The following is a 25,497-nucleotide window of genomic DNA, read 5'->3' as shown; positions in this document are numbered from 1 at the left end:
TGAATTCTAGTTTCTAACTTCTCTTGGAAGTATTAATTTCATATTTCTACCTTCTATATTTATCTGATCGACATGCCCCATTACACTTCTATCTGCATTGATAACATGCATGTGAAGATTACTGTCATGGTGTGTATAAATTCCTTTCGCTTCTTTTGAATAGAAGCCCAGAATAGTCAGTGACTCATTTTCAAACGAACCTCTAAAGGCACCTTCCTTGTGTTTTGAAATGTCTCCGTTTTCCGGATTAAAATTGATAACATGGTAATCCAACGAAGGACTTCCCAACAATATGAACGGAAAAGCTTTTGATAAATCCTGGCTTTTCTCAAGTTGAAGTTCGATATCAGAAATGCCTGAAAAATCTACGGTATCCCAGGCTGTGACTGAAGCGTACACAAACAAGGTAGCCTTGGCAGATTGATCAGTTTGTGTAATCAAAGTGTCATTCTTCAAGTATGACCTAAAAACTTCTCCATCGATTACCAGTATCTCACCTGACAAAGAATCCAGTGCTCCTAAGCCATAGAGTTCTTTTTTAGCAAGCGTGTCCAGGCTAACTCTGGCCTGAAACTCTCCTTGATGCATGATTTTTCTCAACTCACCTATGTTTTTAACAATAGGATATTCATTTGGCTTTGAGCAAGCCAATAAGAACAGAGCGACTAATATGAAATACATGTTTCTCATGATTCAAGCTTTTTAAGTTTTCGTTCTTCTCGCATACAATACAGTACCGGCACCACGAAATAGGTGATTGCTGCAACGGCCATTCCTCCAAATGCTGGGATAGCCATTGGGATCATGATATCTGATCCTCTTCCGGCAGATGTAAGAATTGGAAGCAAGGCAATGATGGTTGTGGCAGAAGTCATCACAGCTGGTCGGATTCTTCGTAACCCTGCTTCCACTACAGCCTCTCGTATTTCAGGAATCGTTTTTGTTCTGTTCCGATCAAAGCTTTGATCCAGATAAGTGCCCATCAACACCCCATCGTCCGTCGCAATTCCAAATAAAGCAATAAAGCCTACCCACACCGCAACACTAAGGTTGATGGTTTTGATCTGAAAGAGGTCTCTGAAGTCAATCCCCAGTAATGAGAAGTTAAAAAACCAATCCTGTCCATAAAGCCAGATCATGATAAATCCACCACTAAATGCCATGGCGATTCCGGTGAAAACCATCAGTGAAGTGGTCGTTGATTTGAATTGGAAATAGAGGATCAGAAAAACGATCCCCAGCACCAGCGGGACAATGATAGCCAATCGCTTTTCTGCGCGTACCTGATTTTCATAGCTACCGGAGAACTTATAACTGATACCCGAAGGAACATCCAATTCACCACTATCAATTCGCTGTTGGATTGTTTCCTGAGCGTCGTTCACTACATCTACTTCTGCATAGCCATCTCGTTTATCAAAAAGTACGTACCCAACCAGGAAAGTCTCTTCACTTTTGATGGCCTGAGGTCCCCTCATATATTCAATATCCACCAACTGCCCGAGTGGAATTTGTGCTCCTGTCGGAGTTGGAATCAATACCTTGGCTAGCGACTCAGGATCGTCACGGAGCTCTCTGGGATACCTTACACGTACTGGAAATCGTTCTCGCCCCTCAACTGTAGTGGTGACCTTCATGCCACCAATGGCCGTTTCAATGGTTTGCTGAACATCTTCAATGTTGAGTCCATATCGTGCGATCTGTTCCCTGTTGATGTTCAGATGCATGTAAGGTTTGCCAACTATTCTGTCAGCAAAGACAGCTTCTGTTTTCACTGAAGGAACTTGTTTAAGAATCTCCTCCAGTTGCAAACCGAAATCCTGTATCGTCTGCAAATCAGGCCCATATACCTTGATTCCCATTGGAGCTCTCATGCCTGTTTGAAGCATAACCAACCGGGTTTCGATTGGCTGCAACTTCGGAGCTGAAGTCACGCCAGGTATTTTGGTCACCTTGATTATTTCATTCCAGATATCATCCGGAGACTGAATTTCCGGTCGCCAGTTGCGGAAGTACTTTCCATTGTTGTCTTCAATGAGTTGCTTTTCTAAAGATGTTAGAAGTTGAAAGTTAGATGCTAGACTGATGGTGTCTTCTCCATCAAAATACCACTGTTTTTCTCTATCTAATTTCTTCTTCCTAACTTCTTTCTTCTGACTTCTAACTTCTCCCCCTTCTAAAACATAATGACCATTCTTATCTACTTCAAACCTCAATCTCCTTCCTTTATCATCTACCTTATACTCCGACTTGTAGTTGATCACATTCTCATACATGGAAATTGGTGCCGGATCCAGTGCTGATTCTACTCTGCCCAGTTTACCGACCGTCAGATCCACCTCGGGAATATTGGTTAGCAACATATCCAGCTGACCTACCACCTTCCGATTGTACTCAATGCCTGAATGTGGCATTGAAGTAGGCATAAGCAAGAAACTTCCTTCATCTAATGATGGCATGAATTCTTCACCTACTCCAGGAAAGGCATGTGCCAAGGTCGACCAGACTTTAGAGGATTGAACCTCAACACCAATCGCCTCAAATCCTTTAGACATAAATCCAAAAACCGAGTTGAATCCCAGCCAGATATTGACTCCCAACAGAATTAGAAATGCCGGAATTAGCATGAATTTGACCCTATTGGCCAGACACCATTTTAGTATGGACTTGTAATAGTATTGCAGCAATGTGAATACTCCCAGGATAACACCAATCAGAAGCGCCACAAAAAGCACATTTGTAAATACACTTTTTCCGGCTCCCAGAGGCAGCCAATATTTACCAAGTAACCAAACCACTCCAACAACAGCCAGAATCAGTTCAGCCTTGCCAATTAACCCACTGTACCATTTTTGAGATCGTTCTTTTCTTTTATACCAAGCTTTGAAGAAAACCAGTGATCCGAAAAGTAGCAACATTATACCACCCCAAATCTGGCCGAATGCTAACCCCACTATCCCTATGAGGATCAAGCCAAGGTTTACGACTTGTTGCACCTTCTCATTTTTAATTCTGGCTCCAAAGAACCAGTAAGCCAGTGTAGGTAAAATCAATAGTGACACGATGAGTGCCGCAACCAATGCAAAAGTTTTGGTGAAGGCTAATGGGCCAAATAGTTTGCCTTCAGCAGCTTGCATAGTGAACACAGGAATGAAGCTGACAATGGTGGTAGAGACAGCCGCAAGTATGGCAGTTGCTACCTCTGCTGAACCATTGTAAATCGTCGTGATTAACTTTTGATCCGCTGGAGCTTCATCCAGATGTTTGATGATGTTTTCTGAAAGAATAATCCCCAGATCGACCATCGTTCCAATGGCAATGGCGATTCCGGATAGTGCCACGATGTTGGCATCCACACCAAAATAGCGCATGGCAATGAATACCATGAGCACCGAGATGGGTAAAATACTGGATATCAGAAATGAGGCTCTTAGATTGTACACCATGACAATCACTACCAGAATCGAAATCAGGATTTCCAATGAAAGTGCCTCTTCAAGTGTGCCCAGTGTTTCATAAATCAATTGGGATCGATCATAGAAAGGCACGATGGTCAGTTGGCTCTCTGTCCCATCGGCAAGTGTTTTCTTTGGAAGTCCAGTAGCGATTTCCTTAATCTTGTCCTTGACGTTGTTGATAACCTCCAGTGGATTTGCACCATATCTGGCGACCACCACTCCACCTACTACTTCAGCTCCGTCTTTATCTAGCAATCCTCTGCGTGTAGCCGGGCCGAGCGATACGCGCCCAATGTCTTTAACCCGAACAGGTACGTTATCCTGCACCGCTACTACTGCTTTCTCCAGATCTTCAACAGACTTGATGTAGCCCAAACCTCTGACCAGGTATTCTGCCTGGTTGATTTCAATGGTTTTTGCCCCAACATCTTTATTCGATTGCTTTACAGCCGTCATGACACGGTGTAGTGGTATATTATATGCCAAAAGCGCATCCGGATTTACATCGATCTGGTATTCCTGAACAAATCCACCTATGGAGGCCACTTCAGACACTCCTTCCGTAGCATTCAATCCGTATTTCACATAAAAGTCCTGAACGGTTCGGATCTCGTGCAGATCCCATCCTCCGGTAGGATTTCCATTCTTATCTCTTCCTTCTATAGTGTACCAATACACCTGTCCAAGTGCTGTCGCGTCTGGGCCTAGGGTAGGTTGAACTTCATCTGGCAGTAATCCTGATGGAATGGAATTGAGTTTTTCCAGAATCCGTGAACGACTCCAGTAAAATTCAATGTCTTCATTGAAGATGATGTAGATACTGGAAAAGCCAAAGATGGATGAGCTTCGGATGGATTTAACACCCGGGATACCTAAGAGATAGGTCGTCAATGGATAGGAGATTTGATCTTCGATATCCTGAGGCGACCGCCCTTGCCATTGGGTGAAAACAATCTGCTGATTCTCCCCGATATCGGGGATCGCATCAACAGGCACTGGATCAGAAGGCAATGCGCCTACCTGCCAGCCAAATGGAGCCGTCACAATCCCCCAGGCAATGAAGCCAATGAGAATCAAGACTGTTACCAGTCGGTTTTCCAGGAAGTATTTTATTATTTTATTCAGCATTTTTTTGATTTATTGATTTGAAAGAAAGTATAGATGCAGGATCACCTATTGGTGCCTGTAAATACATTCAAATCAATAAGTCATATCAAGAATGCCTGATAGAGTACCTGAAAATCCAGGTCAGGTAATGGGGGGGAGCTATCAACCGGAATTGGTTGATTTTGGTTGAACTCAGGGTTAATTTCATAAAGGAAACCAGCTATTGTTGAGGTGACAAAGATTTGTGCTAACTCAGTAGAAATATCTTTCTTGAAAAGCTCATCCGTTTCAAGTGTTACATATTCGTTTTCACAGCAGTCTGGGGCTGCAAAGTGCATTTTTTCGTCTTCATGGTCCGGGTGATCCATGGTGCCCATACCACAATCCATATGCTCCTGACCCAGCATGAGCTCACTTTTCATTGCCATGCCCATGCAAAAGTGGGTTCCGTAGGTAAACCCAACGTTTCCAAGCAATAAAATGATAGCAAGCGATATGGATATTATCTTTTTCAACTCAACAAATATACGAAAAGTGAAAAGGAAGGATTTACAGAATTTTGGGAAAGAGTTATATGATTTCAATTCAAACCCATTACAATCCCATTAATTGAGCCCCAATCAGTCGGTTACTTCTTCGGTTATCATATCAGGGCATTAATTCATACTTATAGATCTTCAATGGGTAAAATGGAAGTTCATGTTCCTCTGTGTTCACAACAATATTATTCTTATAACGACCTTCTATTGCATCTGATTTTAAATGAAGATTTATGCCATAGTGGCTTTGTAACAAATGTTACAATACAACCTCTTGTGTAACATTTGTTTCATTAACCCTTTTCCCACCACCGTAAACTTGCCACATAAAACAATTGGAACATATCCGAAAAAGTAATTCTAAGAGAGCTGAAGTATTGACAATACAAACAGTTCCAAGGAGAGTAAAACGAATGAATGAGAATTTGAAAATGAAACAGATATTACTAATACTATTAATGGTTGCAGGAGTCAGTACTCTGTCTGCCCAAGACACGCTTTCACTTTCAAAAGCAGCGTTTTTAGAGAAGGTGAATATAAACAATCAACAGGCAAGAATAGCAGAGAAGCAAGCTGCAATGGCACAGGCAAATTATCAGCAGTCAAACGCGCTATTTCTGCCTAAAGTGACGGCTTCTTACACAGCGATGACCACTAATAATCCATTGATGGCATTCGGATCTAAGCTGAATCAGGAAATCCTGACGCAACAAGACTTCAACCCTGCCTTGCTAAATGATCCTGACAATGTAGAAAACTATGCAACCGAGATAATGGTACTTCAGCCCCTCCTCAATCTTGATGGAGTATATGGTCGTACGGCTGCTAAGATTCAAAAGGAAGCCTATCAACTCAAAGCGGAACGAACCAAGGAATACCTGCAATTTGAAGCCACTAAGCAATACATGCAGTTGCAGTTGGCCTATAAAGCTGTTGAAGTATTGGAACGAGCGGAGCTGACGGTAAATGAAGCGGTCAGAATGACAACTGATTATTATGATCAGGGCCTGGTTCAGAAAGCAGATGTATTAGATGTAATGGTTAGAGCCAATGAGGTAAAAAGTCAACTGAATTATGCCCGATCCAATGTACAAAATGCCTCTGATCAAATCTTAACGTTAATGGGGCAAGAACCGGGCTCATATGTGTTAAAGCCGGAAGGGCAACCACCACTTGTATACACGAGCGAGTCATATCCGGTAATTCTACCTCAAAATCGAAAAGATTTATTGGCCATGGACAAGGCGGTAGATGGATACCAAAATGTGCTCATGTCATCAAAGATGAAGTTTGTACCGCGGATCAATGCATTCGGAAGTTTTCAAATCTATGATAACCAACCGCTCGGGTTCGATGCGAACGGATACATCATGGGCGCTAAGCTTTCATGGGATATTTTTTCAGGATATGCTAACGTAGCTAAGACCACCAAGGCACGTCTGGAAATGGAAAAAGCCACACTGGAGCAGGAGGAGTATCAGTTAAAGCAACAAGCGGAACTAAGTCGTGCTAACAGGCTGCTGACAGATGCCGCGCATAAAATAGAGCTATCACAGGTGGCCCTTGAACAGGCATCTGAATCTTTCAAAATCAGGAAAGATCGATTTGAGGAAGGTCTTGAAAAAACGGTGGATTTGCTATCTGCAGAAAGCCAGAAATATCAGAAAGAACTCCAGCTACAGCAAGCCATCTTCGAATACAATTTCACGAAAGAATACCTTCATTTTTTAACAAGAGAATAAAAGATAAGAAAATATAAAATGACAAAGATTACATACATATCAATAATCCCGGCACTTGCAATATTCCTTACAGGATGTGGATCAAGTGAAAAGCACCAGGTAGCAGAAATGAAACCTATTTCAGTTGAAGTAGGAACAGTTAAAAGTTTGGGCGAAGCTCAGACCATTCAGGTTAGCGGACGTTTAGAAGCCGCAAGCAGTGCCAACATCAGCACCCGAATGATGGGTAATGTGTCTCGTGTGGTGGCAAAATCTGGAGACAAAGTCAAAAAGGGCGATTTGCTACTGGTTATTTCCAGCGCTGATCTTAGAGCAAAAAAAGCTCAGGTACAAGCCTCCATTACTCAGGCTGAGAGTGGACTGGAAAATGCGAAGAAAGATTACGAGCGTTTTCAGGTTCTATATGAAAAAGGAAGTGCTTCTAAAAAAGAGTTAGAGAACATGACCACCCGTTATGAAATGGCCAGGGCCGGTTTAGAAGTTGCAAAGCAGATGGAGAATGAAGTCGAAGCACAGTTTGCATACACCAACCTTCGAGCTCCATTTTCAGGTGTAGTAACCAACACATTTGTCAAGGAAGGTGATATCGCAAATCCTGGAATGTCTTTGGTCACTGTAGAGGGAACTTCCGCTTATGAAGCGGCTGTGATGGTACCGGAATCCCAAATCTCAAAAGTGAAAACCGGCGCAAATACTTCGGTACTGGTGAAATCTAAAAACTTGTCATTGGAAGGAATAGTGAAAGAGGTGAGTCTTTCAGCCAAAAACACCGGAGGACAATACCTGGTGAAAATTGACCTGAAAGATGCGAAAGACATCTTGCCCGGAATGTTCATCAACGCCTCCATTGCCACCGGACAAAAATCCAGAAACACTTCTCCGGTTGTTTCAGAAAATGCACTGGTAAGAAATGGGCAGCTAACAGGTGTTTATACCGTAGGAGACGAAAATACCGCTATTCTACGATGGGTGAGTACCGGACAATCGAAAGATGGACAGGTAGAAATATTATCCGGTGTAAAAGACGGAGAGCAGTACATCATGAAGCCTGAAGGTAAGCTCTACAACGGAGCAAAAATTTTAATCAACAATTAAAAGGGAGACGGATATGCAAGAAGGAATATCAGGCAAAGTCGCCAACTTTTTTATCCATTCAAAGCTTACCATCCTGTTAATGGTCGCTTTGATGATTATCGGAGTATATAGCTCCTTTTTAATCCCAAGAGAGGAAGAGCCACAGATCATTGTACCAATGGCTGACGTGATGGTGGGATATCCGGGAGCTTCTCCGAGAGAGATAGAGAGCCGGGTGGTAGAGCCACTTGAGAAGATTATCTCTAACATAAAAGGCGTAGAGCATATTCACAGTATGGCTATGAATGGTATGGCCGTTCTGGTCGTGCAGTTTTATGTAGGAGAAGACACTGAGCGGTCATATGTGAAGCTCTATGATGAGCTGATGAAACACCAAAACATGTTTCCGGAGACTGTTTACGAGCCAATTGTAAAGACCCGATCCATAGATGATGTGCCGATGTTGGGCCTCACACTTTGGAGCAAAAACTACGATGACTACCAGTTGCGTTTACTTGCAGAGGAGGTCACTTCAGAAATAGAGAAGGTTAAAGATGTCTCTATTACCCGTGAAATCGGAGGCCGTCCGCGTCAACTAAGGATCTTACTGGACAAGGATAAGATGGCTGAGAATGGTGTAGATGTACTAAGCATTATGCAAATAATCAAAGCCAGTAACAGTAGTTCTCAATCAGGAAAATTTGTTGTCTCAGATTCAGAATATCTTCTAACTACGGGACAATTTCTAAATTCTGCTGAAGATGTTGGAGGTATTGTGGTCGGAGTAAATAATCAGTTGCCCGTTTATCTGAGTCAGGTGGCGACTGTAATGGATGGACCTTCCAAACCCAAAGATTATGTGGCCTTTGGATATGGGAAAGCAAACGAAGCTTACAATGTAAATCCCGCAACTTATCCCGCAGTTACAATTTCGGTAGCTAAGGTAAAAGGAGCTGACGCCATGAAAGTGTCCGATAAGATTCTGGACAAAATCGATTTGCTCAGAACGACACTCATTCCAAATGACGTACAGGTAGAGGTAACACGGAACTACGGAGAAACAGCTTCTCACAAAGTTGGAGAACTGTTGCTTCACCTGGGAGTAGCTATTGTGGCCGTAACTGTACTGGTCATGTTGGCGATGGGCTGGCGCGGAGGTCTGGTGGTATTCCTTTCCGTTCCATTGACTTTTGCGCTTACGCTTTTCAGCTATTACATGCTGGGCTACACGCTCAACCGGATCACGTTGTTTGCGCTGGTGTTTGTCGTGGGTATCGTGGTGGATGACAGTATTATCATCGCCGAAAACATGCACCGTCATTTCAAGTCCAAGCGACTGCCATTTGCACAAGCGGCAATTTATGCCATCAATGAAGTAGGTAACCCTACGATTCTGGCAACATTTACCGTGATTGCAGCAATTCTTCCTATGGCATTTGTCTCAGGTATGATGGGGCCCTATATGAGTCCTATGCCAATAGGTGCTTCTATCGCAATGATGCTGTCGCTATTTGTTGCGTTGACAGTGACGCCTTATTTGGGTTATCACTTTTTGATAGAAAAAGACAAGAAAGGCAAAGATGGCACAAGTCATGAAGAGCATGGACCTGGATGGATTCATCGTATGTATAGCAAAATTGAAATGCCGTTTCTGGAAAGTGGAGTGAAACGTTGGGTAATGCTGGGTATCACAGTTGTGTTGCTTTTCGGGTCAATGGCCATGTTTTTCACCAAGTCAGTGGTAGTAAAAATGCTTCCATTTGACAATAAAAATGAATTTCAGGTGATCATAGATATGCCCGAAGGAACAACGCTCGAGCGAACCGCTGCTGTAACAGCAGAGATCGCGCAGTATTTGGCGGGCGAACCGGAAGTTGTAAACTATCAAACCTATGCTGGCACTTCCGCACCGATTACCTTCAATGGCTTAGTTCGGCACTATGACTTGCGTGGAGGTAGCAACATGGCTGATATCCAGGTGAACCTTTTGCATAAAGAGCATCGCTCTCATGCCAGCCATGAAATTGCTACTAGAGTTCGTCCGGAGGTGCAGCGCATCGCAAAGAAATATGATGCCAATGTGAAAATAGTAGAAGTGCCACCCGGTCCTCCGGTACTATCTACTCTCGTGGCAGAAGTTTACGGTCCAGATTATCGTGAGCAGATAAAAGTAGCTGAGCAGGTAAAGGAGATTCTCGAAAACACACAAGACGTTGTAGATATCGACTGGTATGTAGAGGCTGGACAAACCGAATACACGCTCGATATAGATCGAGAGAAAGCCATGATGTATGGCATTGTGCCACAGCAGGTGGTTGGTAATCTGACCTATCTTCTTGGTGGTCATCCTGTCAGCAACTTGTATGACGAGCACGCAGATAATCCAGTGGGTATTGTTATGGAGTTGGAAGATCAGGAGCAAGCCGGGATTGAGCGGATTCAAAACCTCAAAATCAAAGGAATGAAGGGGAATATGGTGCCAGTGAGAGACATTGTAATTGTTAAAAAAGACACGCTAAAATCTACGATCTATCGAAAGGACCAGAAACGGGTGGTATACGTCCTTGCAGATATGGCCGGTGAGTTAGAAAGTCCTGCTTATGCTATCCTTGGCATGACTGAAAAGCTAGAGGCAATGGACTTGCCTGCGGGCTTTAAAGTAAATGAATTGTACATGAGCCAGCCGGAAGATGAATCGGACTTCACCGTAAAATGGGATGGCGAATGGCAGATTACACTGGAAGTATTCCGGGACCTGGGTGGTGCTTTCGTGGTAGTGATCATCGTGATTTACATGTTGATTGTCGGGTGGTTTCAAAACTTTAAAACCCCAATCGTAATGATGCTGGCTATTCCATTATCATTGATTGGTATTGTGCTGGGCCATTGGATTTTAGGAGCCTTCTTTACCGCTACGTCATTCATTGGGATGATTGCATTAGCAGGTGTTATGGTGCGGAATTCCGTGCTACTTATTGACTTCATCGAAATTCGATTGAATGATGGTGTAGACCTGAAGACCGCCATCATAGAGGCAGGGGCCGTACGAACCACACCGATTTTACTGACTACAGGAGCTGTTGTAATTGGCGCTTCTATTATCCTTTTCGATCCAATATTTCAAGGGCTTGCTATCTCGCTGGTAGCCGGAGCGATTGTTTCAACGATGCTCACCTTGATTGTAGTACCATTGATTTACTACATGACCGAAAGAAAAAAATGGGAAAAGGAAGCGATAGCTGAGGAAATTAAATAAAAAAATAATGGAATTATTAATCATAACAGCCGTGCAGTCTTATGAAAAAGACATCAAAAGACTGCTTAAGAAAAGTGAGGTAAAAGCATTTTCCCACATGGATGTGACCGGATACAAAGACTTGTCAGATCAGCCAAATGATGACAACTGGTTTGCTTCCAGTTCCGGTGAGCACCGTTCTGCTTTATTCTATGCATTTGTGGAAAAGTCAGGGGTAGATAAGGTATTAAATGCCATTGCAGAATTCAATAAAGATCAGGACTCCATGTCTCATGTACATGCGGTTGTGGTAGATGTAAAAAAGAGTATTTAAACAAATAGAAAATGAGAACAAGAATAGTACACGCAGTAGCAGGAACATTTATTTTGGTGAGTCTCCTGCTCTCGATTTATATAAACATCAACTGGTTGTGGTTTACTGCATTTGTTGGAGCGAACTTACTCCAGTCATCATTTACCAAGTGGTGCTTAATGAGTGACATCCTAGCCAAATTAGGCGTAGAGGATTAGGCAAAAAGATAGCTATCAATGATTTCCATTAAATAGATAACTATTAGACTGGACAAAGTGAGCATGTCTCACTGGTGATTTACTTGAACAATAAGATTGTTCCAATTGCCTTACTCATACACAACCTTAGTCGGAGGCAATCCACTTAAGGATTGAATGTGAATATTGGAACCCTTCCACTAAATTCAAGGTTAGAATTCGAGTAAATCACAAAAATGTCCGAAAATATAGATGTCGTTCTCAGCAAAGCAGGGCTAGAGCCTAAACTCATTGACGAAATAGTCACAATAGGGAGGCTTAAGAAAGCAAAAGCAGGCCATGTGCTAATAGGTCCGGACAGCACCGCAAACGAAATCCCTATTGTTTTGTCAGGCTTGCTTAAAGTAATGCGGCAAGATTCAAACGGTGAAGAAATATTCCTGTATTACCTGGAGGGTGGAGAAACATGCGCCATGTCAATTACCTGCTGCATAGAAGGTGAAAAAGCAGCCTACAAGGTAATTGCTGAAGAAGATTCTACTATTTGGATGATTCCAATGACGTACCTGGATTCATGGGTAACGAAGTATCCTTCCTTTAGAAGATTTGTTTTTGGATCCTATCAATTGAGATTCGAAGAGCTGCTGAAGACGATTGACAGTATTGCTTTCCACAAAATGGACGAGAGGGTTTACAAGTATTTGCTAGACACCAAACAAGCCACAGGTTCTTTCGAAATACATAAAACACACGAGCAGATTGCCAATGAACTAAATACCTCTCGTGTAGTAGTTTCAAGGCTCTTAAAGCAGCTTGAAAAAGATGGTAGAATAGAGCAATACCGGAATAAAATCGAAATTTTATAGTTGTAATACATCCAATTCAAATATTATCATTCCCTAAATCTCCTCCAAAATAAAATCTACCGCCATATTCACATGCAATTCTGTAGTTGGCAATAGTGGAATTTCATAGCTCACTTCCTTAAATAGTATTGGCAACTCGGTACATCCCAAGATAATTCCCTCTGCCTCTTTTTCTCTTAACAAATTCATTTGTTCCAAAAAGAAGTTTTTAGCCTCCTTTGAAAAAACTCCTTGTGTCAGCTCCTTGGAGACATAATGATGTGCCTGATCCAGGTATTGAGGATCTGGAATTATTGTTTCAATAGAAAAATGGTCATTGAGCACTTTGGGGATAAAGTCCCCGGTCATGGTTGGCCTATTCCCTAAAAGCGCCAATTTTTTTAGCCCTTGTTTTCGGGCATCATTACCAGTCGCATCAGCAATGTGCAGTATTGGAATATCAATTTTTGGCTGAACAAAAGGATAAGCCATGTGAGGAGTATTAGCACAAATTATTATTGCTTCCGCACCTGACGTCTGTAGTTTCCTTGCAACATCAAGGTATTTTGCATTGATCTTCTCCCTATTCTGCTCACGCATCACTTCAATATTGATGCTATGAATGATGAGCGGTGGGTTAGACTGGTTTCCTATTTTGTCCCCCACTCTTTCATTAATAAGCCGGTAATACTCTATGGTAGAGTGCCATGATGTTCCTCCAATCATTCCCAGTGTTTTCATAGCATGTTTGTCTAGAGTTATGTAATCTGGTGTTTAGTAAACCTTGTATTCTTTAAAGTTAAAATTATTCGAATTGGGAAAGTGGCTGTGTAACAAAAGTTACGCCTTTGGATGTGTATGAAAATTAATTTTGAAGCACATATAAATTATAAATGAATAGATAAATGAAGTATCAAAATATTAATGCAGAGACATTTGCAGAATTAAGAACTACAGAGAATCATGTAGTATTGGACGTGCGAACACCTGGCGAGTTGGCTGAGGGTTCAATACCAGGATACACCATGATCAATTTTTTTGATCCCAATTTTAGAGAAGAGGTTGCCAAACTTGACAAAGCAAAAACCTACTTGATATACTGCAGAAGTGGAAACAGAAGCGGTCAGGTTTGTGCCCTAATGGCTGATATGGGATTTGAAAAACTTTATAATCTTCAAGGGGGTATTGGAGCCTGGAATAAAGCTGTGAGCATTTCATAATTTTAAACATATGGCTAATTTTTATCAACAAAACTTCTGGGATAATCGATATGCGAAGAAAGAGTATGTCTATGGTGAGCAACCCAATCAATTTTTGAAAGAAGTAATTGATGATTTGAAGCCTGGCAAGGTCATTCTCCCAGCGGAAGGAGAAGGAAGAAATGCCGTTTACGCTGCTTCTCTTGGTTGGGAGGTTGATGCTTATGACAGTTCAAAAAAAGGAAAGTCTAAAGCTGAATCGCTTGCGATTAAAAGAGGTGTTTCGATCAATTATACAACGAATGATCATGAAGCCTGGGAACCGAAACATGAAGCGTATGACTTAGCAGTGATGACCTATGCTCATTGTGACCCGAAAACACGAAAAGCATTACACACAAAAGTTATTGATTCATTAAAGCCGGGCGGAATTGTTTTATACGAGGCATTCCGCAAGGAACAAATTGAACTTGATACCGGAGGACCAAAAGACATTGACATGCTCCTCGATAAAGAGACTCTTAGAGCAGACTTCATAAATCTTTCAATACTGGAGTTGACGGAATTAGAGGTAGATTTATCAGAAGGAGAATACCATAATGGAGTTTCCAGGATAATAAGAATGATTGCGAAGAAAAAATAAGAACTATGAATCACGAAATACCAAAAGCCGAATATGAGGCTATTGAAAAGATGATAGCCAGTGACGAAAGTGTAGTGGGTATTGATGCCAAGAAAACCCATATCATCATCATTCATAAATTGATCGAATTGGAGAAAAGAATTAGTGCACTTGAAAAAAAATAAATCAAAGCTCGGACTGGCTGTGGCACTATGCCTTACGCTTGGTCTTTTACCATACTTTCCTGAACCTCATATATGGGGCAAGCTAAAATGGATAGCAGGAGGAGCTGAAGGCATGGGCATCATGGACTACTTTGACACAGTGCTTCATGGGTTCCCCTGGGTGTTTTTGGTTATTATGATTGTTAAAACAATTGTAAAAAAATGAAATACTGAGATTATACAAATTGAGAATCTTAAGTGTGGTGGATGTGTAGAAGGGGTTGAGCTCATGAGTAATCCCTCCGAATTCAATATAAAATGCAAGTCAGTACGAAAGTGTTGGCTTTTTCAGTTTGGACGAGAATGTATCTACAAGATCTAACTTAGGCTGAATATCATTATCCTACTTAATGTAATTCTCGGCAAGAGACAGTTTTTCTAAGGAATTGTTATCGTTTGAGGTGCAAATTCCTAGATATGTGTTACCGCCAATTTTTTGAAGCTTAATTATCGTTTTCTCATCATGATGAGTGTAGGAGTTTTGATCTTTTGTTAAACCATCAATTCCATAAACCTGATCTAATGAGATGACAAATTGCTCACAATCAGGGCTATTCTTTGATTTGTAGATGAATGAACGATCCGTAGTATCTAACACAAACACAAACCCCTCCGGCATTATTTCACGTAAAGCGTCAATTTTCTGATGGGTATTATTTACAATCATATTTATACCATTAATTCAAGAGTTAGAATTAGGCGGTTTCTGCTTATTTTAAACTACATCAAACTTAATTGTAGAATCTGCTAATTATAGGAAGGTAAATACGGTTCTTTATTTAGGCAAAATCACTATGGTTAGGTCTTTATTAGACCAAGATTCATGGCCTTTTTAATGAGTTCAGCCATGTTTTTGGCACTTAGCTTCTTCATAATGTTTCCTCGGTGAGCTTCAACAGTCCGTTCGCTAATAAATAATTTCTCAGCTATTTCCTGACTTTTTAGACCATCAGAAATGTCATTCAAAACTTCAAGTTCTCTTTTTGTGAGTTGAACACTATCTGCTTTCTTTTTTTCTTTCTTTATCTCCTTGTAAGAATTAAGTGCTGTATCTATGACTTCTCTGGAAAAGAATTTTCCTCCTTCCAATACCTTTTCAATTGCAATTAAAATTTCATCAGCTACACTATCCTTAACTACGTATCCCGCAATATTGAAATTAAGGCCTTCCATGACATACTCTTCATCCTTATACATGCTAAGTATGATAATTTTAAGTTCTGGATGTTTTTCACCAATTATTTTAGCTGCCTCTAATCCCGTCATTTCAGGCATTGAAATATCCATTAAAATGATATCCGGCATATTACCACCGTCAATTGCTTCGATTGCTTTTGAGGCTCGATCATACTCACCAATTATGTCAATGGTTTGATCTAGGTCGATAATGCTTCTAACACCCTTTCTAACTAGTTCATGATCTTCTACGAGGAATAGTTTAGTCTTTTTCATTAAATGGGATCTTTAGGCTGATGAATGTTCCTTTTCCTTTTTGAGTATCAATATTACACTCAGCTTTTAAAACTTGCGCTCTAAATAAAATGTTTTGTATACCGTGATGTGAGGTGTTCGTTGTATAATCACCAACTTCAAATCCTAAACCATCATCTTCGATGGTCATTTGTAAATGATCATGGAACCCATATAACTGTATAGAAGCGTTTTTTGCTTGTGAATGTTTGATAATGTTTGAAATATTCTCTTGTGCAATTCTATAGATATTTACTTTATGCTTCATTTCAAGCTCCGGAAGGTCCTCAGAGTGGAATTCAAATTTGATCTCGGAAGACTTAGTAGCCTGATCTAATATTTTCTTAACGCACACTTCTATAGGAAAATCGCTAAGCAGTGTTGGTAACAATCCATCTGTTACCTTCCTCATCTCGTCCAGAAACTGATCAACCATATCAGAAAGCTCCGGACCAGTATCTCCTTTTTTAACTGACAGCTTGATCATATTAGCAATCTGTCCAACACCATCGTGCAGATCACGAGCAATTCTTTCTCTTTCCTTTTCCTGACCTTCAATAAACGATGCTAATCGTCGATTTTTCATGTTCTCGTTAAACTCGTGCATTTTAACACGTTCTGATATGTCTTTAAAAAACAATAAAGTATAGTCTTCATCTAAAGACACATTGTGAGAATAGAAATCGCCAAAAATTCGATCATCCTCTCGTAGCTTAAGCTCTAATTCCTCCACTTCATCCTTCCCTACTACCTCTACGGGCACTCCACTTTTGTAATCGTAAAAATTTAAGACCTCTGATATCTTTTTATTCATGAGCTGCTCGAAAGGAAAAGAGGTGATTTTTTCAACCACAGAGTTCGTATATCTGATGACACCTTTAGAATCCAATAAGAAAATAGCTTTATCGATTGAATTGATTATCGCTTGAAAGAGCTCACTGTTTTCCTTAATCTTTTTCTCGGCCTGTGCTTTATAAAGAGCAACATCTATGTTTGATAGCAGCTCCGCTTCATTGAAAGGTTTTACTACATATCCATATGGTAGGCTGAATTTTGCCTTTTCAATTGTCGGTTCATCAGTAAGTGCAGTTAGGAAGATTATTGGAATGTCGAGATCTTGCTTGATTTCAAATGCGGCATCAATTCCATCTGAATTAGTTTCCATCATGATATCCATCAAGATTAGATTTGGTTCCTCTTGCCGAGCAGTAGAGACTGCATCTTTGCCAGAATAAACAGATATTACTTCATGTCCACCTGACTCAAGCGCATGTTTAATGTGCTGATTTACAATGATTGAATCTTCTGCAACTAAAATTTTTCCCATAGCTTTTCAAGCCGATTAATCCGAATTTATAAGAAATTGTAGGATATTACAATTTGAATCGTCATATATCCGCCAGATAAATGCAACACGTTTTTATATTATCTAAAAATCCTTCCTTTCCAAACTATCTATTTCTACTTATAGATGAAGTTTATCCAAACCATTGCGCCCTTTCTCCTGACTATCAAGAGGATTTAAATTTGATCATAGTAGATACCGAAACCGTACATCCAGAAGAGATTGCTGAATTTAATTCTGAAATCCCGATTGTTCTTTTCTGTAACAATATCAAGCCATTGTTAATACAGTACACAAGCAGATATGATATTAATGGAGTTTTGTCCCTTTCAATGGAAGCTTCAGAAATAATGAAAACTATCCAAACAGCTCTTTCAAAAGATATTTTTTATAATGAAGCCATGATTTCAATGCTTTTTTCAAACAAAGCAAATGAAATAGCAGAACGTATTTCTTCACTTACTGAAAGAGAAAGTGAAATCTTAACCTTTATGAGAAAAGATTTGACAAATGAAGAAATCGCAGAAAAATTGAGCTTAAGTGTAAGGACAGTAAATGCTCACAAAGGCAATATCATGAGAAAAATTGGATGCAAAACAACCAGTGGCTTAATTCAAATTTTATTTGACTATTCAGTTACCTTCAAAAGGTAGCTTTAAAGCCATTTTGATCGTCAACTTCTACTGTGCCTCCAAGTTGCTTAGAGAAAGTTTTAATCAATGAAATTCCAAGGCCAGTAGATTTATTAAGTACTTCGGGCTCCAATTTTTCTCCATTATTAAGAACCCGTAGAACATAATCTTCTTCTACCTTCGAAAAGAAAATTGACACCTTTCCAGCTTCTTTTTCTTTGAACCCATGCTTAACGGCATTTCCAACCATTTCACTCACCATCAAACCGATCAAAAGTGCCTTTTCTACATCAAGTACAATTCTTTCTGAATCAACCTTGACGGTAAACATTGAAGATGAAAGAATAATTTGAAGTTCATTCGCAATATGATTTAGATACTCAGCAATATCTATTTCTGATACATTGTAAAACGTATAAAGTTTGTCATGAATCACAGCCATCGCTTTGATCCGATCGTTTATTTCTTCAAAAATTTGTTTCGATTTTTCATTGTCCAGCTCATAGGATTTTAATGCTAAAATCGACGAGATTAACTGCATGTTATTCTTGACTCGATGATGTACTTCTTTGATTAATATATTTTTCTCTTCTAGAGAGGATTCAAGCTGGTTTTGAAGTTGCTTGTCTGCTGTAATATCATAAACGACTCCAATCATACCACGGAGCTTATTCTTATTATCCTTCAATACTCTGGTAAAAGCACGAAGGTATTTGATCTCATCATCTACTTTGATTTTAACTTCCATCTCGAGGAAATTGATACCATTGCGAATCAGTTCAAGACTTGAATCAACCAAACTTTCCTCAACAAAATAGGACCTTAATTCATCAAGTGAGAGCGGACGATCTGTATTGCTGAATATGTTATACATCTGGTCTTCCCAAAAGATTTCATCTTTCTCACGATCATATTCCCAAACTCCCAAATTGGCAATTTCGGTTGCCAATAAAACTCTATCGGTAAGACGCTTAATCTTCTGCTCAGCATGTTTTTGTTCAGAAATATCCTGAACAGTGCCTATCATTCTTATAACATTGCCATCTTCATCCTTGATCATCTTCCCTCTACCAGAAATCCATTTTAAGTTCTTAGATTTCAAATGTATGATTCTGTAGATATGAAAAAAGTCTCTTCCTTCATGAATGCTATTCTCAAGTTTTTTAACAAATTCAGTAAGGTCCTCTGGATGAATCAATCGCTCTACTACAGATACATGTCTATCAGATTTTGCAAACCCCATCATCGAAATCATTTCTTTTGATGGTTCAAACGCTCCTGTCGTTACATCATATTCATAATCTGCGATTTTGGATATTCGCTGGGATTCAAGGAGCTTTAATTGACTATCCTGAAGTTTTCGTTCTGCCTTTTTTAGATCAGACACATCAAGCATACCGGATATTGAACGCTCAAAATTTCCTTCCTCATCATATTCTGCCACTGCAGATAATAGGACATCTAGCGTCTCTCCTGATTTTTTTTTGTAGGTGTACTCAACATTTTTTATGATCCCATCCTTGAAAAAATTTTTCAGATTAGTAGCTATAGAAGGCACAGAATTTTCGGCAAGAAAATCAATAGGCGTCTTACCAATAACTTCATTTCGGTCATACCCCATCTTTTCCAACCAGAAATCACTTACGCTAATTATCTCCAATTTGTCATTGATTGAATGCATCATTACAGGAGCCTTATTGTAGATGTTCCTATACTTTCTAAGTGACTTCTCCAAAGCCATCTCGATTTCCTTTCTGGTATTTATATTTTGCCATGAAATAACAGCTCCAAATGGCTCTTCAAGGCGTGTGGCTCTTAGATTGTACCATTTCCCATCAGCCATTTTCATTTCATGCTCGATGACTTTTACTTCCTCATTTAAGATTGTATTTAATCCATTCTTTAAATAGTCATCATTATCCAGGTATTCAATAAAATCAAAGATTGACCTTCCTATCTCCAATTCAGAATATGGTTGTTTTCGAATGTAGGTCTTTAGCTTCTTATTAACGTTGAGTATGTTCCCATTTGCATCAATAACAAGTATGGCTTCATCCAACGCATCTAATATCCCTTGCTTAAGCGTTTCTTCTTTTTGAATAGTTTGACTGGTTTCAACATAATCAGAAATATCCTCAGTGATGTATATGACATTTTCAAGATTATTATCTGAATCAAAAAGTGGATAATATTTCAATCTATAATGCTTTTTTGTTTCTGCATGAGATAGATTTACTGCTGTTGTTATTTCTCCGCTTTTTCCTTCAAATGCTTTTCTTATTTCATCGATCTGAGAATCTTTTGTGAAAATTTCATTCTTAAAAATGTTGAATTTGCCTATATATTCCTTCAGGTCAACCAACCAATATTCTTCGCATTTAGAATTAGCAGCTACTAAAGTTCCCTCTTTATTATAGATCGTTATTGCATATGGTGCTTCGGATATCATTCGCTGATACCTTTGCTTTGTGTCTCTAAGCTGTAACCTTGAGTTTTTCCTTTCGGTAATATCTAAGGTAATTCCCCTTAGCTTGATTGGTATGTCACCTTCGTATACTACTTCTACCAAATCTCTCACCCAAATCAAATCGCAATCTTTACGAACCATCCGATACTCAATCTGGTAGCTACTCAATTCTTTCGCTTTGCTCTTTTCATATGACAAAACCCTGTCCTTATCCTCTTTATAAATTCTAGATTGCCAGAATTTAGGTTTCATCCATTCTTTGATAGGAAATCCTAAAAGTTGTTTGGCTTTGGGGCTTACGTAAGAAAAAATTTCAGAACCAATATCAGTCTCCCATACGACTCCATTTATATTTTCAACTAAGGTTTTATATCGCGCAGAATCCTCTTGTTGCTTTCTTTCAACGTTAACCTTGTCGGTTATATCCGCAAAATTTGAAATACCTCCAACCAAAATCTCATCATCATAAATGGGGGCTGCATTAATAGAAAACCATCTGATTTTGCCATCAACTTCAATTCCCTGAACATTTGATGTGACGACCTTCTCATTGACTAAGGCGTCATATAAGGCATGATCAGAAACCTGTAATGGCTCCATCCGATCATTAAACTGCGTCCACTTAAAGGATTCATAGCTCGCTCCTAATAAATCTTTATTCTTTTTTATGCCTAGCAACTTAAAGGCCGATTTATTAGCATAAATAATATTCCCATTTGTGTTAACCTGGATGATTCCAAAGGGCATATTATCAAGCGCGTGGTGATATTGAGTATTAATTTGATTCTCCAAAATAGCTAGAATGAAACTTGAGTATTAACCCAATTTAAGAGGAAATGAATGAAAGAAAAATGAAATAATTGAGAATGATTTTCCAACATAAGCATTTTAACTAAATCAAATTCATTATTAGTACCGAGGTTTTGAACTCTCATAAAGTCGTCTATTTGTAATGTAATAATTGAGTAAAATATTACTTGATATTAAAAGTTTAACAAGAATTAATTGGTGAGTTAATTCTTATTAAAAGTACAATGCGTTCAGCAGTGTGATTAGGTGATTAGGTGCCTCGGAGGAGGTACCTTTTTTTATGTCTTTTTACTTTATTTAGATTGATTCTAAATAATTACATTTGCAAAAAAAGACTTATGCGATATATATACCTCTTAACATTCACCATATTTTTTGCCTGTACGGGCACCAAGGAAAACAAAGAAGAAAACGCTTCAGAAAAGCAAATATTAAATGTCTATTCCCATAGACATTATGATGCTGATAAAGTCGCTTTTGAGAGATTTACCAAAGAATCTGGCATAGAGATTAACCTTGTAAAGGCTGGTGCTGACGAGCTAATAAGCAGACTAGAAATGGAAGGAGAAAACTCTCCGGCTGATGTACTTATTACTGTAGACGCAGCTAAACTCAATCGAGCTAAATCAATGGGATTACTTCAGTCAGTTGAAGCCAACACCAATCACAGAGAAGGCTTTATAGATGAAGATAAGAATTGGTATGCACTGACATACCGAGCGCGTGTGATAGCGTATGACAAAGAAGATGTCAATGTATCTGAACTATCTACATACGAAGATCTGGCAAATGAAAAATGGAAGAATCGAATCCTAATACGCTCTTCAAGCAGCTCATATAATCAGTCGTTACTTTCATCAATCATTCATGAAAATGGAACCGAAGTTGCCAAAGAATGGGCACTTGGGATTGTGGCCAATATGGCCAGAGAACCAAAAGGTGGAGATAGAGACCAAATCAAAGCGATTGCTTCTGACATAGGTGACATTGCAGTTGTAAATACCTATTATGTTGGTCTACTACTTAATTCCGAAAATCCTGAAGAAGTAAAAGCAGGTCAAAGAGTTGGCATTTATTTCCCAAATCAAGATGGACGTGGCGGACATATAAACATAAGTGGAATTGGTGTAACAAAATATGCACCGAACAAAGACAATGCAATCAAGTTTATTGAGTTCATGACAAGTGAAGAAATGCAGAAGTTTTATGCCTCTAATTCATTTGAATATCCAGTAAATAAAAATGTAGCTCCGGACTCTACCATTGCGGCTTGGGGTGACTTCAAAATAGACAATCTAGATTATGCGAAAAATCCAAATCTTTTGGATGAGGCCATAAAAATCTTTGATGAAGCTGGCTGGAATTAAACATTCAAGACATCTTTTTTGGCGACTCGCAACAAACTTGGTACTGGCGGTATTAATAGTGCCACTTGTGTTTGTAGCGAGTCGCTCTTTTACATTAGATACTTCCAACCTTTTACATATTTCAAAGAATCTACTCCCATTATATCTTTGGAATACCTCTATCCTGGTAATAGGTACTTCAATATTTACGCTCATTTTTGGTGTTGGTACTGCCTGGCTAGTGACTATTTATGATTTCCCATTTAGAAGGCACTTCGAATGGATTTTGATCTTGCCTTTAGCTATACCAACTTTTATTAATGCCATAGCATATGTCGGTCTGACAGACTATGCAGGCCCAATGAGAATTTTTCTTCGCTGGTTGGGTACGGATTACTATTTTGATTTAATGACCCACTCAGGAGCCATATTTGTAATGGGATTGGTCCTGTATCCATACGTTTATGTGACCTCCAGATCTGCATTCTTACTTCAATCTGCCTCATTAATAGAAGCCTCAAGATCATTGGGTCAGTCAATGAGAAAGACATTTTTCAGGGTTGTCTTACCTCTTTCATGGCCTTCAGTATTCGCAGGACTCATTCTTGTAATAATGGAAGTTCTTAATGATTATGGAGTAGTCTCATATTTTGGTATTCCTACTTTTACTGTCGGTATTTTTAGATCATGGCTGGCTTTAGGTGACTTATCCACAGCTGTATTCCTTTCCATGATTGTAATGCTATTTGTGGTAGTTTTACTCATTATTGAGTTTAGAGCTGGTAGCAGTAAAAAAGGCACTCATGATAAGTCTGAAAGAGAATTAACTCGAATCACTACTAGGAAGAAATGGTTGATATTTTTCATCTGCTTTATACCTGTAGCTTTAGGCTTCATCATTCCAGTAACACAACTTTTATGGTGGTTTTATCTTACTTATTCTAATGAGGTCTGGCGTCAACTAATTTCCCTTACAGGAAACACAGCCTTACTTGGAAGTCTTACAAGTTTGATTGTCGTATCATTATCAGTTTTACTTACCTACACTTTCAGACTTGTCAATAAAAAGGGAATAAGAAAGACCACATCCAAGCTTCCAATGTTAGGATATGCAATGCCAGGTGCTGTTATTGCCATCGGCATAATTGCATTTATATTAATCATCAACCCAAATCTTATTTATTCAGGAATTATCGCATTGGTTTTTGGATATACCGTCAGGTTTTTTGCTGTTGGGTATGGATCAATAGAGTCAGGGTTTGAAAAAATTCCAAGACAAATTGATGATGCTGCAATTTCCCTAGGAAGTAATAGATGGAGAAACTTGATTAAGGTTCATCTGCCAGTACTAAAACCAGTCTTAGCCGGTGCTCTAATTATGGTATTCATTGATGTTGCCAAAGAGCTTCCAGTGACACTTATATTGCGACCATTTAATTTCGAAACTCTGGCAACTAATGCATTTCAATATGCAAAAGATGAAATGGCTCCTCGTTCTTCTTCGGCAAGTCTTCTTATTATTTTTGCAAGTGCCGTACCAGTTTACTACTTGAATCGCATCCTACATCGTAAATGAACCTCAAAGCAGAACACATCAATAAGTCGTTTGGAGACAATAAAATATTGAAGGATATCTCCCTTGAGGTAAATCGAGGTGAGATTTTATCTCTAACTGGTGAGAGCGGTTGTGGTAAGAGCACTTTATTGAGGATTATTGCGGGACTGGAATTTTCTGATAGTGGCAATATCTTTTTGGGAGATAAAGAAATCACTCATTGGAAACCTGAAAAAAGAAGATTTGGATTTGTGTTTCAGAACCTGTCTCTTTTTCCACACCTCACTGTAAAAGACAATATTTTCTTTGCGATTAGTAAAAAAGAGAAATCAGAGAAGAAATTAAAGGAGTTGCTTGGAATGACAGGACTGGATGGGCTGGAAAAACGATATCCACATGAGTTATCAGGAGGTCAGCAGCAAAGAGTCGCATTAGCTCGAGCATTAGCAATCGACCCAAACCTTCTAATTTTGGACGAACCATTCAGTAGTCTTGATGAATTGCTAAAAGCAAAGATTAGGGAAGAGATATTTGATCTGCTTAGAGAATTAAAAATCACCACTATTTTAGTAAGTCATCAAGCATCTGACGCATTTCTCATTGCAGATAAGTTAGTGGTAATGCGCCAAGGCGAAATTCAACAAGCCGGTACACCATCGGAAGTGTATAAAAAACCTGTATCTCCCTACGTTTCAGAATTCTTTGGGGCTAGTGTTATCATTTCCGGAAAGAACGTTGATAATCACACAGTACATACTTCCTTCGGTAACCTTAACTTCGAAAATGAAAGAGTTGATGAATTTCAATTATTCATAAGACCTGAGAATATAGCAATTTCAAATTCAGATGATTATAACTTAAGTGGTAAGGTGGTTAGAAAGGAATTCAAAGGTCCTCATGATGTTTTACGAATTGAGAATGCTAAAACCGATGAATTCATCAGCCTCGAAACTGAAAGGTGTCACATTGATGTTGGAGAAAACATCTATTTAAAAGTCCCTGAAGAGCAAATACAGGTATTTAAATAGTGTTCAGTCTTTCGGGTTTAATGTGCGTTTATGCACACATGTAAGAATAGGGTATTCTGTATATTTCTGATTTTCAGGTACTTAATTACTTTGGCATACCGTTTGTAAAACATGTAAGTCAAATGGCAACCAACCGAACAAAAATTAGACGTAATCGTACCCTGATAATTTTATTGGGTATTCTATTGGCATGTCTAATTACCTTGAATGCCAAATCATTATACACTGCAGAAAGCATCAATGCTTCGACCAAAATTCAAACTGCAGATACACCATCCCCCAAAACCAT

Annotated in this window: 22 protein-coding genes; 14 read left to right on the top strand and 8 right to left on the bottom strand. The window is 39.3% G+C overall.

Annotation, left to right across the window (positions count from 1 at the left end):
* Nucleotides 1-6: 6 nt before the first annotated feature.
* The 3 genes from ACOMC3_RS01980 to ACOMC3_RS01970 form a co-directional block, all read right to left on the bottom strand.
* Nucleotides 7-690 (bottom strand): acetolactate decarboxylase, encoded by a 684-nt coding sequence (locus ACOMC3_RS01980; protein ID WP_420317848.1) that lies wholly within the window; start codon nt 688-690, stop codon nt 7-9.
* On the bottom strand, nt 687-4,586 hold the full coding sequence (locus ACOMC3_RS01975; protein ID WP_420317847.1) for an efflux RND transporter permease subunit: 3,900 nt from the start codon (nt 4,584-4,586) through the stop codon (nt 687-689). Before ACOMC3_RS01975 ends, ACOMC3_RS01980 begins: the two co-directional genes overlap by 4 nt.
* A gap of 80 nt (nt 4,587-4,666) precedes the next feature.
* The gene (locus ACOMC3_RS01970; protein WP_420317846.1) at nt 4,667-5,080 is read right to left on the bottom strand and encodes an HYC_CC_PP family protein; all 414 of its coding nucleotides are present in this window, start codon (nt 5,078-5,080) and stop codon (nt 4,667-4,669) included.
* Between the two features lie 455 nt (nt 5,081-5,535).
* On the opposite strand from ACOMC3_RS01970, the gene ACOMC3_RS01965 reads away from it, so the two are divergent.
* From ACOMC3_RS01965 to ACOMC3_RS01940, 6 genes are all read left to right on the top strand, one after another.
* Nucleotides 5,536-6,846 (top strand): TolC family protein, encoded by a 1,311-nt coding sequence (locus ACOMC3_RS01965; protein WP_420317845.1) that lies wholly within the window; start codon nt 5,536-5,538, stop codon nt 6,844-6,846.
* A gap of 18 nt (nt 6,847-6,864) precedes the next feature.
* The gene (locus tag ACOMC3_RS01960; RefSeq protein ID WP_420317844.1) at nt 6,865-7,941 is read left to right on the top strand and encodes an efflux RND transporter periplasmic adaptor subunit; all 1,077 of its coding nucleotides are present in this window, start codon (nt 6,865-6,867) and stop codon (nt 7,939-7,941) included.
* Nucleotides 7,942-7,954: 13 nt separating this feature from the next.
* The gene (locus ACOMC3_RS01955) at nt 7,955-11,176 is read left to right on the top strand and encodes an efflux RND transporter permease subunit (RefSeq protein WP_420317843.1); all 3,222 of its coding nucleotides are present in this window, start codon (nt 7,955-7,957) and stop codon (nt 11,174-11,176) included.
* Between the two features lie 7 nt (nt 11,177-11,183).
* Nucleotides 11,184-11,489: a hypothetical protein gene (locus tag ACOMC3_RS01950; RefSeq protein WP_420317842.1), complete on the top strand. Its 306-nt coding sequence runs from the start codon at nt 11,184-11,186 to the stop codon at nt 11,487-11,489.
* An 11-nt stretch (nt 11,490-11,500) separates the two neighbouring features.
* Complete coding sequence (locus tag ACOMC3_RS01945) at nt 11,501-11,686, top strand: YgaP family membrane protein (RefSeq protein ID WP_420317841.1); 186 nt, start codon at nt 11,501-11,503, stop codon at nt 11,684-11,686.
* A 215-nt stretch (nt 11,687-11,901) separates the two neighbouring features.
* Nucleotides 11,902-12,531 carry a Crp/Fnr family transcriptional regulator gene (locus ACOMC3_RS01940; protein WP_420317840.1) on the top strand — a complete coding sequence of 210 codons (630 nt, stop codon included), beginning with the start codon at nt 11,902-11,904 and terminating at the stop codon, nt 12,529-12,531.
* Between the two features lie 33 nt (nt 12,532-12,564).
* Here ACOMC3_RS01940 and ACOMC3_RS01935 read toward each other — a convergent pair whose 3' ends face one another.
* Nucleotides 12,565-13,251 carry an aspartate/glutamate racemase family protein gene (locus ACOMC3_RS01935; RefSeq protein WP_420317839.1) on the bottom strand — a complete coding sequence of 229 codons (687 nt, stop codon included), beginning with the start codon at nt 13,249-13,251 and terminating at the stop codon, nt 12,565-12,567.
* Between the two features lie 164 nt (nt 13,252-13,415).
* Here ACOMC3_RS01935 and ACOMC3_RS01930 point away from each other — a divergent pair, with 164 nt between their 5' ends.
* The 4 genes from ACOMC3_RS01930 to ACOMC3_RS01915 are packed head-to-tail and all read left to right on the top strand — an operon-like array spanning nt 13,416 to nt 14,721.
* A complete protein-coding gene (locus tag ACOMC3_RS01930; RefSeq protein ID WP_420317838.1) occupies nt 13,416-13,730 on the top strand; it encodes a rhodanese-like domain-containing protein in 315 nt (104 codons plus the stop codon).
* A 10-nt stretch (nt 13,731-13,740) separates the two neighbouring features.
* Entirely contained in the window at nt 13,741-14,352 is a 612-nt protein-coding gene (locus tag ACOMC3_RS01925) for a class I SAM-dependent methyltransferase (protein ID WP_420317837.1), read from the top strand.
* 5 nt (nt 14,353-14,357) lie between these two features.
* On the top strand, nt 14,358-14,516 hold the full coding sequence (locus ACOMC3_RS01920) for a hypothetical protein (RefSeq protein ID WP_420317836.1): 159 nt from the start codon (nt 14,358-14,360) through the stop codon (nt 14,514-14,516).
* Nucleotides 14,497-14,721, top strand: a complete 225-nt coding sequence (locus ACOMC3_RS01915; protein ID WP_420317835.1) for a hypothetical protein — start codon at nt 14,497-14,499, stop codon at nt 14,719-14,721. Before ACOMC3_RS01920 ends, ACOMC3_RS01915 begins: the two co-directional genes overlap by 20 nt.
* Before the next feature lie 177 nt (nt 14,722-14,898).
* On the opposite strand, the gene ACOMC3_RS01910 is transcribed toward ACOMC3_RS01915, so the two are convergent.
* The 3 genes from ACOMC3_RS01910 to ACOMC3_RS01900 all read right to left on the bottom strand — a co-directional run bounded on the left by ACOMC3_RS01910 (nt 14,899) and on the right by ACOMC3_RS01900 (nt 17,352).
* Nucleotides 14,899-15,222 (bottom strand): hypothetical protein, encoded by a 324-nt coding sequence (locus tag ACOMC3_RS01910; RefSeq protein WP_420317834.1) that lies wholly within the window; start codon nt 15,220-15,222, stop codon nt 14,899-14,901.
* A gap of 131 nt (nt 15,223-15,353) precedes the next feature.
* On the bottom strand, nt 15,354-16,007 hold the full coding sequence (locus tag ACOMC3_RS01905) for a response regulator (protein WP_420317833.1): 654 nt from the start codon (nt 16,005-16,007) through the stop codon (nt 15,354-15,356).
* Nucleotides 15,994-17,352, bottom strand: coding sequence for a response regulator (locus tag ACOMC3_RS01900; protein ID WP_420317832.1), 1,359 nt, complete (start codon nt 17,350-17,352; stop codon nt 15,994-15,996). The genes ACOMC3_RS01905 and ACOMC3_RS01900 overlap by 14 nt, the downstream gene beginning before the upstream one ends.
* Nucleotides 17,353-17,432: 80 nt before the next feature.
* On the opposite strand from ACOMC3_RS01900, the gene ACOMC3_RS01895 reads away from it, so the two are divergent.
* Nucleotides 17,433-18,023, top strand: coding sequence for a LuxR C-terminal-related transcriptional regulator (locus tag ACOMC3_RS01895; RefSeq protein ID WP_420317831.1), 591 nt, complete (start codon nt 17,433-17,435; stop codon nt 18,021-18,023).
* Here ACOMC3_RS01895 and ACOMC3_RS01890 read toward each other — a convergent pair.
* On the bottom strand, nt 18,013-21,261 hold the full coding sequence (locus ACOMC3_RS01890; RefSeq protein WP_420317830.1) for a PAS domain S-box protein: 3,249 nt from the start codon (nt 21,259-21,261) through the stop codon (nt 18,013-18,015). The genes ACOMC3_RS01895 and ACOMC3_RS01890 overlap by 11 nt on opposite strands.
* A gap of 356 nt (nt 21,262-21,617) precedes the next feature.
* Between ACOMC3_RS01890 and ACOMC3_RS01885 the strand changes: the two genes are divergently transcribed.
* The 3 genes from ACOMC3_RS01885 to ACOMC3_RS01875 are packed head-to-tail and all read left to right on the top strand — an operon-like array spanning nt 21,618 to nt 25,208.
* Nucleotides 21,618-22,646: an extracellular solute-binding protein gene (locus ACOMC3_RS01885; protein WP_420317829.1), complete on the top strand. Its 1,029-nt coding sequence runs from the start codon at nt 21,618-21,620 to the stop codon at nt 22,644-22,646.
* A complete protein-coding gene (locus ACOMC3_RS01880) occupies nt 22,627-24,201 on the top strand; it encodes an ABC transporter permease (RefSeq protein WP_420317828.1) in 1,575 nt (524 codons plus the stop codon). Before ACOMC3_RS01885 ends, ACOMC3_RS01880 begins: the two co-directional genes overlap by 20 nt.
* Entirely contained in the window at nt 24,198-25,208 is a 1,011-nt protein-coding gene (locus tag ACOMC3_RS01875) for an ABC transporter ATP-binding protein (protein WP_420317827.1), read from the top strand. Before ACOMC3_RS01880 ends, ACOMC3_RS01875 begins: the two co-directional genes overlap by 4 nt.
* The last annotated feature ends 289 nt before the right edge of the window (nt 25,209-25,497 follow it).

The sequence above is a fragment of the Ekhidna sp. genome (genome assembly GCF_965212185.1).
Lineage (GTDB): Bacteria > Bacteroidota > Bacteroidia > Cytophagales > Cyclobacteriaceae > Ekhidna.
Note: the sequence above shows the minus strand (reverse complement) of the source record. Positions and strands in the feature narration are given on the sequence as shown.